The following is a 14,427-nucleotide window of genomic DNA, read 5'->3' on the forward strand; positions in this document are numbered from 1 at the left end:
AAATAATATTCTTCATAATTGTAATGTTAACATTTTTAACCAATAAAACGGTTTAGTTTCTATTTTTCAAAATCAGGTGATTATTGTAATAATTACGTTTAAATACATTCAAATTGAATGTAAATCATACATTTTATTGGTAAAAATCACTATTTTAATAAGTTTAAACTTGTAAAAAGCGATGAATTTATTTACTAAATCGTTTAGCCTATATGTATTTCATCGTATTATTTTGTATTTAAAAGATGTTTTTTTAGTTTTAGTTAATAGAAACTAACCAATTCTTTACGACCAATGATTCTCCAAAACGTTCAATCTTATCGTCTCAAAATTTTGCCCCTGAGCGATAAGGTTTAGTCCCCTAAGATTTTTACAACTAATGATTGAGTGCCTCGCGCATTTTCAATCCAGATCATTTTTGCCCAATTTTTAGATTTTAACTCTCATTCTAATACGCTTATACTATGGTGAACTTTACTTTTAAACAATTAGAAATTAGATTTGTAACTGTTGCGTTACTTTTCTTAATATCAAATGTGGCAGTACTGGGTCAAGACAGAACTTTTGCGACAACTGTCATTGATAATGCAAGCGTAACAAATTTGCCGTTTGCCACAGATCAAAATTTATCAACTCAGGCGCGTGTGCGGGCTAATTCAGGGGTATCTGCTTTAGGAGTTGAAATAACTGCTCCTACTATAGGGCATATCGAACTGGGTTACACTACCACGGTACTCGCAAATACAACGACTTATATTCAAGTTGAGACAGATAATCAATTATTAGATGTTTTAGTAGGTGGGACTTTAGGAGGTTTAGTAGGAGATGTATTAGATATAGTTTTAGGAGGACAGGAAGTTACAATTGAAGCTAAAAATGGTGGCACAAGTGTTTTAACAGTAAGCACTACAAATCCTTCCGCTTTCAATACAGAAACCGCACGCGTTTTAATAGGACCTGACGGTAACTATTATATAGCCATAACTCCAAATCAAAATTATACGAGTATTCGTGTTACTAATTCTACAGGATCTGCATTGCTTGGTCTTAATAATACAAGGGATTTATTTATATCAGGTATTTTCACTGCTTCAGGAACTAGTTTTTGTAATGAACCTGCATTTACTTCATTCAATTCAACAGGTATAACACTAGACGCCTTGCAGTTGGCCGGCTCGGGTGTTACAAATCCTGAATTTGCAATCGACTCAGACCCTTCAACTTTTTCTCAAATTAGCTTAGGTGTTTTAGCTGTGGCAGGTTCTATAGAGCAGGTGGTCTATTTTGATACACCTACTCAACCTACAGAAGATTTTAAAATAGCCCTTCGTGTAGATCCCTCATTACTTGCTTTAGGGCTGGCAAATAATGTGGAGCTATTAGCTTATAACGGTACTACTTTAGTCAGCTCTTCAAGCCTTTCATCCCTATTAAATCTTGATTTGTTAGGACTATTGCAAAGCAATGCAATTGTGCAGGTACCCTTTGATATTGCTGGTCCTGCAGATCGCATTGTGATACGCTACGAATCTTTAGTTAATGCCAGTTTAACGCAGCGTATAGATCTTTTTGACATTGCAGTTACTTCAGGGATTCCGGTGCTCGATACTGCATCCCAAAATGTGGAGATTTGCGCTGGTGAAACTGCAGATTTAGTAGCTACAACAAATACATCTGGAGCCGAGTTGAGATGGTACGACAGCGCTATAGGGGGTAATTTATTAGCAACTGTTGCGAGTGGTGATACGTTTACAACTTCCACGTTAACAGCGGATACCACATTTTATGTAGCCTCATTTTTAGCAGGCTGTGCCGAAGAATCTGGGAGAGTAGCGGTGACTGTGACAGTTAACCCTATTCCAGAATCAGGAGATATAACGGTGCTAGGTTTAGACTTGCCTATATGTATTCCTGAAATATTAAATATAGTACCCACAACAACTCTAAATGGAAGTTTTAAGTACTACTTAGATGCTAATGGAGACGTTGAAATAACAAACGGTCTCGTAGATGGAAATCTAACATATACTATAAATCCTGAAGGCGAACTAGAAGTAGAAGGTCTTACGGAAGCTGAAAGTCCGTACCGGGTTTATGTAAGTCTGGTTGATGCGGTAACCGGTTGCGAGAATGCACCGGGAGATTTAAAAGTTGTTGACGTAACTCTTAATGGGGGTCCTCAACCTACTATAACACTTAATCCTGTAACTACAGATGGTACTGTTAATAGTGCAGAAGCCTCAGCTCCAGTAACGATTACCGGGACCGTAGGAGGTGATGCAGAAGCGGGTGATCCAATTACGGTTACAGTTAACACTTTTGACTATACTACAACAGTTACCGCGGGGTTAACATTTATGGTTGATGTTCCCGGCGCTCAGCTAGTTGCAGATTCAGATTTAACCATTGAAGCTGAGGTTACTGCATCTGGTCTGTTATGTCAAAATACTGTAAGTACCAGCATTGGTTATACTTTAGATTTAATACCTCCAACAGTTCCTACGGTTAATACGCAAATCACTAATAACACCACTCCAACAGTTACGGGGACTGCAGATTCTATAGATAACCTGACAGTCGTGGTAAACGGAGTTACCTACACAGAAGGTGACGGAAATTTAACCGACAATGGTAATGACACTTATACTTTAGTTATCCCTATCGGAAATGAAATTTCAGAAGGAACTTATGATGTGGTGGCCAATGCTGTTGATGTGGCAGGAAATTCTTCAGTAGACACCACTACAAATGAATTAACAGTGGATCTTACTAATCCAACAATTCCCACAGTAAACACCCAAATTACTAGTGATACAACACCCACGGTTACGGGAACTGCAGAGTCTGTAGATGCACTTACAGTGGTGATTAATACTGTTACCTATATAGAAGGTGATGGTAATTTAGTGGATAATGGAAATGGTACGTGGACGTTAATAATCCCTGCCGGAAACGAACTTATCAACGGAATTTATGAAGTTTTAGTTACTGCTACAGACCTTGCTGGCAATATGGCAACTGACGTTACTACAAATGAATTGACAATAGATAATACCATCCCAACAACACCAACGGTTGTTGCTCAGGTAACAAGCAATACGACACCAACAATTACGGGAACAGCAGATAGTGCAGATGATTTGACGGTAACAGTTGATGGAGTTGATTATAACGAGAGCGGTACAGATTTAACTGATAATGGCGATAATACCTGGACCTTAATTATACCTACTTCTTTAGCTGAAGGTACTTATAATGTTACAGCAGTGGTTGTTGGTATCGGGGGCACAGCTACAGATCCTACAGTAAATGAGTTGGTAATTGATATTACAAATCCTGTGATACCCACAGTTAATTTCTTAACGACTAATGATACTACCCCAACAATTACGGGAACGGCTGATTCAGTTGATGATCTTGTGGTTGTTGTAAACGGAGTAACCTATACAGAAGGCGATGGTAATTTAACCGATAATGGGGATGACACGTTTACCTTAGCTATTCCTGCAGGTGATGCCTTACCTGACGGTACTTACGATGTAGTTGCCACAGCCACTGATGGAGCAGGCAATACATCTTCAGATATCACAACTGATGAGTTGGTAATTGACACAGCAGCGCCAACGGTCCCTACAGTTGATGCGTTAGTAACCAATAATTCAACCCCAACAATTACGGGAACGGCTGATTCAGTTGATGATCTTGTTGTCGTTGTAAACGGAGTAACTTATACAGAAGGCGATGGTAATTTAACCGATAATGGTGATGACACGTTTACCTTAGTTATTCCTGCAGGTAATGAAATTCCAGATGGTACTTATGATGTGGTAGCCACCGCAACTGATGGAGCTGGCAATTCATCTTCAGATATTACAACTGATGAGTTGGTGATTGACACAGCAGTGCCAACAGTTCCTACAGTTGATGCCTTAGTAACTAATTCAAATACTCCAACAATCACAGGAACGGCTGATTCAGTTGATGATTTTGTTGTGGTTGTAAACGGAGTAACCTATACAGAAGGCGATGGTGATTTAACTGATAATGGCGATAACACGTTTACCTTAGTTATTCCTGCAGGTAATGAAATTCCAGATGGTACTTATGATGTGGTTGCCACCGCATCGGATGACGCAGGCAATTCTTCTTCAGATATTACTACTGATGAATTGGTGATTGACACAGCAGCGCCAACAGTGCCTACAGTTGATGCCTTAGTAACTAATTCAAATACACCAACAATCACAGGAACGGCTGATTCAGTTGATGATCTTGTGGTGGTTGTAAACGGAGTAACCTATACAGAAGGCGACGGTAATTTAACCGATAACAGAGACAACACGTTTACCTTAGTTATTCCTGCAGGTGATGCCTTACCTGATGGTACTTACGATGTAGTTGCAACAGCCACTGATGAAGCAGGCAATACATCTTCAGATATTACTACTGATGAATTGGTGATTGACACAGCAGCGCCAACTGTCCCTACAGTTGATGCATTGGTAACTAATACAACTACCCCAACAATTACGGGTACGGCAGATTCAGTTGATGATCTTGTTGTAGTTGTAAACGGAGTTACCTACACAGAAGGTGACGGTAATTTGACTGATAATGGGGATGACACATTTACATTAGTGATTCCTGCAGGTAATGAAATTCCAGATGGTACTTATGATGTGGTAGCCACCGCAACAGATGACGCAGGCAATACATCTTCAGATATTACAACTGATGAGTTGGTAATTGACACAGCAGCGCCAACAGTACCCACAGTTGATGCCTTAGTAACCAATAATTCAACACCTACAATTACAGGTACTGCCGATTCAGTTGATGCTTTGACGGTTGTTGTAAACGGAGTAACCTACAGTGAAGGCGATGGTAATTTAACCGATAATGGTGATGGCACCTGGACTTTGATTATTCCTGCAGGTAATGAAATTCCAGATGGTACTTATGATGTAGTAGCCACCGCAACGGATGAAGCAGGCAATACATCTTCAGATATTACAACTGATGAGTTGGTAATTGACACTGCATTTCCAACTGTCCCTAGAGTTGATGCGTTAGTAACCAATAATTCAACCCCAACAATTACCGGAACTGCTGATTCTGTAGATGATTTGACAGTTATCGTAAACGGAGTAACCTACAGTGAAGGCGATGGTAATTTAACCGATAACGGAGATAACACGTTTACTTTAGTAATTCCTGCAGCTGATGCTTTACCTGATGGTACTTATGATGTGGTAGCCACCGCAACGGATGAAGCAGGTAATACATCTTCAGACGTTACAACTGATGAATTGGTGATTGACACAGCAGCGCCAACTGTCCCTACAGTTGATGCCTTAGTAACTAATTCAAATACACCAACAATCACAGGAACGGCTGATTCAGTTGATGATCTTGTAGTTGTTGTTAATGGAGTAACCTACAGTGAAGGCGACGGTAATTTGACTGATAATGGCGATAACACGTTTACCTTAGTTATTCCTGCAGGCAATGAAATTCCAGATGGTACTTATGATATAGTTGCCACCGCAACGGATGACGCAGGCAATTCCTCTTCAGACGTCACAACTGATGAGTTGGTAATTGACACAGCAGCGCCAACTGTCCCTACAGTTGATGCCTTAGTAACTAATTCAAATACCCCAACAATTACGGGTACGGCAGATTCAGTTGATGACCTAATAGTTGTTGTAAACGGAGTAACTTATACAGAAGGCGACGGTAATTTAACTGATAATGGTGACAACACGTTTACTTTAGTTATTCCTGCAGTTAATGAAATTCCAGATGGTACTTATGATGTGGTAGCCACTGCAACGGATGAAGCAGGCAATACGTCTTCAGACGTTACAACTGATGAGTTAGTAATTGACACAGCAGTACCAACTGTTCCTACAGTTGATGCCTTAGTAACCAATTCAAATACACCAACAATTACAGGAACGGCTGATTCAGTTGATGATCTTGTAGTTGTTGTTGATGGAGTAACCTACAGTGAAGGCGACGGTAATTTGACTGATAATGGCGATAACACGTTTACCTTAGTTATTCCTGCAGGCAATGAAATTCCAGATGGTACTTATGATATAGTTGCCACCGCAACGGATGACGCAGGCAATTCCTCTTCAGACGTTACAACTGATGAGTTGGTAATTGACACAGCAGCGCCAACTGTCCCTACAGTTGATGCCTTAGTAACTAATTCAAATACCCCAACAATTACGGGTACGGCAGATTCAGTTGATGACCTAATAGTTGTTGTAAACGGAGTAACTTATACAGAAGGCGACGGTAATTTAACTGATAATGGTGACAACACGTTTACTTTAGTTATTCCTGCAGTTAATGAAATTCCAGATGGTACTTATGATGTGGTAGCCACCGCAACGGATGAAGCAGGCAATACGTCTTCAGACGTTACAACTGATGAGTTAGTAATTGACACAGCAGTACCAACTGTTCCTACAGTTGATGCATTAGTAACCAATTCAAATACACCAACAATTACAGGAACGGCTGATTCTGTAGATGATCTTGTGGTGGTTGTAAATGGTATTACCTACGCAGAAGGCGATGGTAATTTAACCGATAATGCTGATAACACGTTTACATTGGTTATTCCTGTAGGGAATGCGTTACCCGATGGTACTTATGATGTAGTTGCCACCGCTACGGATGCAGCAAGTAATGCGTCTTCAGATATTACAACTGACGAGTTGGTGATTGATACGGCAGCGCCAACGGTCCCCACAGTTGATGCGTTAGTAACCAATTCAAATACCCCAACAATCACGGGTACGGCAGATTCAGTTGATGACCTAATAGTTGTTGTAAACGGAGTAACCTATACAGAAGGCGATGGTAATTTAACCGATAATGGTGATGGCACATTTACATTAGTGATTCCTGCAGGTAATGAAATTCCAGATGGTACTTATGATGTGGTAGCCACCGCAACGGATGAAGCGGGCAATGCATCTTCAGACGCTACAACTGATGAGTTGGTAATTGACACTGCAGTTCCAACGGTCCCTACAGTTGATGCCTTAGTAACTAATTCAAATACCCCAACAATCACGGGTACGGCAGATTCAGTTGATGATCTTGTTGTAGTTGTAAACGGAGTAAACTACACGGAAGGCGACGGAAACTTAACCGATAATGGAGACAACACGTTTACCTTAGTTATTCCTGCGGGTAATACGTTACCGGATGGTATTTACGATGTAGTTGCAACCGCAACGGATGCAGCGGGTAATGCATCTTCAGATATCACAATAGATGAATTGGTGATTGACACAGCAGCGCCAACTGTCCCTACAGTTGATGCCTTAGTAACTAATTCAAATACACCAACAATCACGGGAACTGCTGATTCTGTAGATGATTTGACAGTTATCGTAAACGGAGTAACCTATACAGAAGGCGATGGTAATTTAACCGATAATGGTGATGGCACATTTACATTAGTGATTCCTGCAGGTAATGAAATTCCAGATGGTACTTATGATGTGGTAGCCACCGCAACAGATGACGCAGGCAATACATCTTCAGACGTTACAACTGATGAGTTGGTAATTGACACAGCAGCGCCAACAGTCCCTACAGTTGATGCATTGGTAACCAATTCAAATACCCCAACAATCACGGGAACGGCTGATTCTGTAGATGATCTTGTTGTGGTTGTAAACGGAGTAACCTATACAGAAGGCGATGGTAATTTAACCGATAATGGTGATGGCACCTGGACTTTGATTATTCCTGCAGGTAATGAAATTCCAGATGGTACTTATGATGTGGTAGTTACTGCCACTGATGGAGCGGGTAATAGTTCTAATGATACAACTGCAGATGAGTTGACGATTGATACCTCAACTTTAAACCAGCCTACTGTGCCCACAGTTACTGCTCAAACTACGAGTGATAGTACTCCTATAATTACCGGTACTGCAGATTCAGTAGATATGTTGATGGTTTCTGTAAATGGCTTTACTTACGCAGAGGGAGACGGTAATCTGGTAGATAATGCAAATGATACGTGGACGTTGACGATCCCAACGGGTAATGAAATTCCGCAAGGAACTTATAATGTGGTAGCCTCTGTTACAAATACATTTGGGAATACTTTGACTGATGTGACTACAGATGAATTGACAATTAGCGTAGGAGCTCCTGCAGGAGATACAGATCAAAGCTTTTGCGCAGCAGATATGCCTACTTTAACAGATATCGTTTTAAACACGAGCGCTGTTAAATGGTACGGGCAGGCTTCTGGGGGTGTTGCTCTAGATCTTAATACTCCGTTAGTTAGCGGTATTACGTACTATGCGGCACTTACAGTAGGATCATTTGAAAGCTCAGTCCGTTTAGGAGTAACTGTAAGCTTAACAGAACCTGTTGAGGCCAGCTTAGATGCTTCAGTTGATACAGGATGTTTAGGAGCTGAAGTCATATATACAACAGAACCTGGTATGATAGATTATTTCTGGTCTGTTAGTACTGGCGGGCGTATTGTTTCCGGAGGTACTGATACAGATAACTCGATTACTGTTATTTGGGATGTTGCAGGAACACAAAATGTGAGTGTAAATTATTTAGCGAACGACGCTTGTCTTACTGAAACTTCTGCTGAGGTAGACTTAGAAGTTTCGGCTTGCTCAGATATGACTATTTCTAAAACGGTAAACAATATAAACCCTGCTATAGGAGAAGAAATTATTTACACGATTGAAGTAACTAATACGGGTCAGGTAGGTTTACGTGATGTGATTGCAGATGAAAGTCTTCCATCTGGTCTTGACTTTATAGGATTTACGGCTTCGTTAGGAGATTATAACAATACTACAGGTGTGTGGAGCATTCCAGTAATTGAAGCGAACACTACAGCCACACTTACGGTAACGGTAACGGTTTTAGATACTGGAAACTATTTAAATATCGCACGCATTATTACCTCAAATCCTATTGATGCTAATCCGGATAACAATTCAGCAGAACTTGAGATCGATCCAGATTGTCTTATGGTGTTCAATGAGTTTTCGCCAAATGGTGACGGTATGAATGATGTTTTCACAGTAAGATGTATCGAAAATTATCCTAATAATACAGTGCAGGTATTTAATAGAAATGGGCAGCTCGTATTTGATGCAAGTGGTTATTCAAATACTTGGAATGGTGATTCCAATGTGTCGAGTTCTATTCAAAAATCAAGCGGTTTACCAGCGGGAACCTATTATTATGTTCTAGAGATCAACGATGGTTCGAGATCGCTTACCGGATGGGTTTATATAGCCCGATAAATTAAAAATTCTCTCATTAAAAACTTTTATTATGACAACAGTAGTAACTCACTTAATCAGAATTCTGACACTAGTTTTATGTTGTGCAGGTGTATATGCTCAGCAGGAACCTAACTATTCTCAGTATATGTATAATACTATGGCGATTAACCCTGCCTATGTGGGATCGTCAGATAATTTTAATATCACAGCAAATTATAAAGCTCAGTTTACAGGCATTAATGGAGCTCCTGAAACGGTAAGTTTAGGTTTAGAATCACCGGTGACTTATAATCTGGGGTTAGGATTAAATATTACCCGGGATGCTCTAGGGCCTTCTGAAGAATTAAATGTAGATGGCAACTTCTCATATTCTCTACAGTTATCTTCACAAACCTATCTTTCATTTGGTCTAAAAGCTGGTTTTAGAGTCCTCAACGTAGATTTTCGGAAAGGTGTTTTCGATAACCCCAATGACCCGTTATTTATGAATAATATAGATAATCAGTTTCTAGGTGTACTAGGTGCAGGGGCATATTTATTTGGTGATAGATGGTATGTAGGATTATCAACACCTAATTTCTTTTCGCAGGAATATTACAATGATGAAAGTACCATGGTTAATACCGAAAAACTAAACCTATATCTTATAGGAGGGTACATTTTTGACGTGAGTAGTAATGTAAAATTTAAACCAGCAGTACTTTTTGATTATGTAGAAGGAGCACCTATGCGAGCCAGTCTATCTGCGAATTTCTTATTTCTAGAAAAATTTACAGCAGGTGTATCGTATAATGTTGATGCAGCTGTAGGTGCATTGGCCGGTTTTCAAGTATCTGATAATATTTTTATAGGCTACGCTTATGATTACAATACGTCAGACTTTAACCGGTATAATGATGGAAGTCACGAAGTGTTAATTAAGTTCTCTCTAGCCCGCAAACGTGGAGCTACATTCTCACCTAGATTCTTCTAAAAATTAAAACTATGAAACGTATATATATAGTGTTATTCTGTCTTATAGGTTTTAATCTATTTGCGCAGAGTCAACTGGAAAAGGCTAATAGCTTGCATGATCGATTTATTTATGTAGAGGCGGCAAAAGAATATGAACTGTATTTGCAAACAGCAAAAAAGGTAGATCCCATTGTCTATATGAATATGGGGGATACTTACTACAACCTCAAAGATTTTAATAAGGCTAAAGAGGTGTATGAGAAATGGTACACCATTGTAGGACCTAATAAAAATAACCTTCAGGGATATCAATACTACGATACGCTTCGATTCTTAAAAGAATATGATAAGGCGAATAAAGTGGTTGAAACCTATTTTAGAGAGCGGGGTCTAAATGATAAGCTTAATGCTCATTTCGAAGAGCGTTCCAGATTTAATGAATTGCTGAAGGGGGATACCCTGTATGATGTAAAAAATCTTGATCTCAATTCACAATATGCAGATTTTGGAGGAGCTTTTGACGGGAATACATTCGTTTTTTCCTCTTCCAGAAATAAAGACATTAATAAGATATCTGATCGGGATAACACTCCGTATTTAGCACTATATAAAGCTGAATTAGATGCCGGTCAAAACTTTATCAATGTAGATCTTTATAATGAAAAATTAGAGACACCTTTTCATGACGCTACTGTAAGCTTCTCTCCTAATAGTAAATATTTATACTATGCATCAAGTTTTCAAGATGGAAAGCGTAAAGTTTTTAAAGGAGATAAACGCAATTATTTTAAGATCTACAGAGTCGATGTAACTTCAAAACGCTTTAAAAAAGAGTTGCTTCCATTTAATGGTGATGAGTATTCTACAGGTCATCCTTTTGTGACAGAAGATGGTAAAAAATTATACTTCGCTTCAGATATGCCGGGAGGTTACGGTAATGCAGATATATATGTTTGCGATATTTATGAAGACGGTACATACTCAAAACCAATGAATTTAGGCCCGCTCATTAATAGTCTAGTAGATGATGTATTTCCGTATGTAAAAGGCAACACGCTATATTTTTCTTCAGAGGGTCACGTAGGCTATGGTGGGCTTGACATTTATAAATCGGTTTTTAAAGATGGGGTTTATGGAACGACCATAAATTTGGGTCCGGGTATCAACTCTAACGCAGATGATTTTGCATATTTAGAGGGTAAAGAACCTAATACAGGATATTTTTCTTCAAACCGGTCAGGAGGTAAGGGTGGCGATGATATCTATAGTTTTAAATACAATTTAAAAGAATGTCTACAGACGATAAGTGGAACTGTATTTAATATAGATACTAAAGAACCCTTGACAAATGCTATAGTTACTGTATTTAATAGTGAACTTAAAGAGTATATAAAAGTGACGACTAATGAGAAAGGTATTTACACATTGCAATTAATTTGTGGCCAAAAATATAAGATAGAAGCTAGTAAACTGGGCTTTAGTAAAGATGCATTAGAATTTAGTACAGATATTTTACCGGGTCATTTAATGAATATGGTAGATTTTAAATTGAAAGACTTATCAGACACATTTGTAACAGATGGTGTTATAGAAAAAATACGTATCGATCCTATTTATTTTGAGTACTACAGGTACAATATTAATGATATAGCAGCTATACAAATGCGTAAAGTGCTTGATGCAATGATAGCCTATCCTGAGATGATTATTAAAATAGAAGCCCATACAGATCAGCGTGGGACTGATTATTTTAATAAAATATTGTCTACAAACCGAGCTCTATCAACACGAGATTGGCTTATACAAAAAGGTATAAACCCATCAAGGATAGAAAGTGCTATAGGTTATGGAGAATCACAACCTATACATGTTTGTGATGAAGAAAGTAAAAATTGCACAGAAGTAGAATATTCTGAAAACAGGCGGTCTGAATTTATAGTAGTTAGTAGATAATGAGAGGCGCTAGTGCGCCCAATTGATCAAGTGTACTAGCGTAGAAACTCCTTCTTTTGAGGGAGTTTCTTATATTATAAACACTCTAGCTTCTTAAAATAGATTTATAAAGTTAAAAATATAGAATTAGAGATTTTGTTTTTACCTAAACGAAATGATATTGGTCATGATTTTTAAAGTAATTTAAGGGCTGTTTTCTAAAGATAGATAGGAAACATTTTAATACCTGATTAATGAAGCTTAATAAAATACTCTTTCTACTACTTGGTCCTCTTCTTTTTATCTGTTTGCAGCAACTAGATCCACCAGAAGCTATGTCTGCATCGGCGTATGCCATTTTATGTGCTACAATATGGATTGCGTTATGGTGGGTTACCGAGGCTGTACCCATTGCAGTTACTGCATTACTACCTATAGTTATCTTTCCACTAACGGGAGCACTTGATATTTCTACAACTACAGCTTCATATGGTCACAAGTATATTTTCCTCTATTTAGGAGGCTTTATGCTTGCCATAGCTATTGAAAAATGGAATCTACACAAACGTATTGCATTGTATTTAATACGGGCTATAGGCACTAATGTTAAGCAGATCATTCTGGGTTTTATGGTGGCTACCGCATTTTTGTCTATGTGGATTTCTAATACAGCCACAGCAGTTATGATGCTACCTATAGGGATGTCTATAATTTCTCAATTAAAGGACAATCCAAATACTATTGAAGATGAAAACAAAATTTTTGGGAAAGCATTAATGTTAGCTATTGCCTATAGTGCATCAATAGGAGGGATGGCAACGTTAATAGGTACACCTCCAAATCTGGTTTTTGCAGGGTATATACAAGAGGTTTATAAAATTGATATAAGTTTTTTTCAGTGGCTTAAGTTTGGTCTTCCTATAAGTATTTTATTACTGGCCATTTCCTGGGTATATTTGACCACTATTGCATTTAAATTTAAACAGAAAGAATTTCCGGGTGGTAAACAAGAAATAGAACGACTCATTGCAGAGCTAGGGCCTATGTGTCGTGAAGAGAAAATTGTATTAGTTATATTTATAATTACCGCTTTCTGCTGGATTACCAGAGCATTTTTATTAGAGCGTTTTTTACCACAGATAGATGATACCATTATTGCTGTAGCTGCAGGTATTCTTTTATTCACGATAAACACAAGAGATAAAAAAGACCGTATCATTAATTGGGATGATGCGATTAAAATACCTTGGGGCATAATATTACTTTTTGGCGGAGGGATGGCGCTTGCTTCAGGTTTTGAAGTTACAGGACTTGCAACCTGGTTTGGCACTCAAATGATTTTATTAGAAGCATTACCACTAATAGTATTGTTATTTATAGTCATATTTAGTGTTAATTTTATTACCGAACTCACTTCAAATCTTGCCACAACTGCGATGCTACTCCCTATATTAGCGCCTATCGCACTCAATTTAAATCTAAATCCATATATACTCTTAGTTTCTACAACGGTTGCAGCATCCTGTGCGTTTATGCTTCCTGTGGCTACGCCACCTAATGCAGTGGTATTTGGGTCTGGTTATTTGCGTATTCCAGATATGGTACGAGCAGGAATTTGGATGAATATAATTTCAATAATACTATTAACACTACTGGTTTATTTTGTACTGCCATTAGTTTGGGAATTCCCCATTTATAATATCTAACTAGATTTATTTTAATTAACTACTCATAAATGTAAATATTGCACATAAAAGTATTTATGGCAATATTTTCGTTGTATTGAAAATACAATAGACGGTAATATTTTGTTAAATATTAAGCTAAATGAGGAAATCTATAAAAACTTTTAAGTTGTTTTAGTTTACTTTGGCTTCATTATTAGAAGTGTTAAAGAATATCATTTTTAATGATAAGAATGGTATTTAAAATTATTGTTTTTTAAATTGCCTCAAAATATTCTTACATAGATATAGGGTAGAATAGGCCTCTGTTTTGAATAGTAAATCCGTGAGCTGTAGGGGGCGTTACGTATTCTGCTATCTTACAAGCCCGTTCTGCCTTTTTTTATTTAAATAAAGAACCTTTCTCTTTTTTGAATTTAAATGTATTCAAAATCAGGATTTTTATCATTATCAGATATAAATTCTCTTCACTATTTCAGAAAAATAACTCTTTTTTATCTAGTTTATTCGTCAGTTATTAATACTGATTTAGAAGGAATATAGAATAATCTCAAATT

At 38.0% G+C, this 14,427-nt stretch carries 4 protein-coding genes; all 4 read left to right on the forward strand.

The features are described from left to right. The first annotated feature begins 464 nt into the window (after positions 1–464). On the forward strand, positions 465–9,317 hold the full coding sequence (locus ACIGAM_RS08695; protein ID WP_396511072.1) for an Ig-like domain-containing protein: 8,853 nt from the start codon (positions 465–467) through the stop codon (positions 9,315–9,317). Between the two features lie 31 nt (positions 9,318–9,348). Beyond that, positions 9,349–10,272 carry a type IX secretion system membrane protein PorP/SprF gene (locus ACIGAM_RS08700; RefSeq protein ID WP_396511073.1) on the forward strand — a complete coding sequence of 308 codons (924 nt, stop codon included), beginning with the start codon at positions 9,349–9,351 and terminating at the stop codon, positions 10,270–10,272. Between the two features lie 11 nt (positions 10,273–10,283). Beyond that, the gene (locus ACIGAM_RS08705) at positions 10,284–12,206 is read left to right on the forward strand and encodes an OmpA family protein (RefSeq protein ID WP_396511074.1); all 1,923 of its coding nucleotides are present in this window, start codon (positions 10,284–10,286) and stop codon (positions 12,204–12,206) included. Between the two features lie 233 nt (positions 12,207–12,439). Beyond that, entirely contained in the window at positions 12,440–13,891 is a 1,452-nt protein-coding gene (locus ACIGAM_RS08710; protein ID WP_396511075.1) for an SLC13 family permease, read from the forward strand. Positions 13,892–14,427: the final 536 nt, after the last annotated feature.

Origin of the sequence: Leeuwenhoekiella sp. NPDC079379, from assembly GCF_044542075.1 — a bacterium.
Lineage (GTDB): Bacteria > Bacteroidota > Bacteroidia > Flavobacteriales > Flavobacteriaceae > Leeuwenhoekiella.

Excerpts from the sequence above, each read along its gene's own strand:
- ACIGAM_RS08695 (WP_396511072.1), top strand. The coding sequence starts at position 465 with ATGGTGAACTTTACTTTTAAACAATTAGAAATTAGATTTGTAACTGTT.
- ACIGAM_RS08700 (WP_396511073.1), top strand. The coding sequence starts at position 9,349 with ATGACAACAGTAGTAACTCACTTAATCAGAATTCTGACACTAGTTTTA.
- ACIGAM_RS08705 (WP_396511074.1), top strand. The coding sequence starts at position 10,284 with ATGAAACGTATATATATAGTGTTATTCTGTCTTATAGGTTTTAATCTA.
- ACIGAM_RS08710 (WP_396511075.1), top strand. The coding sequence starts at position 12,440 with ATGAAGCTTAATAAAATACTCTTTCTACTACTTGGTCCTCTTCTTTTT.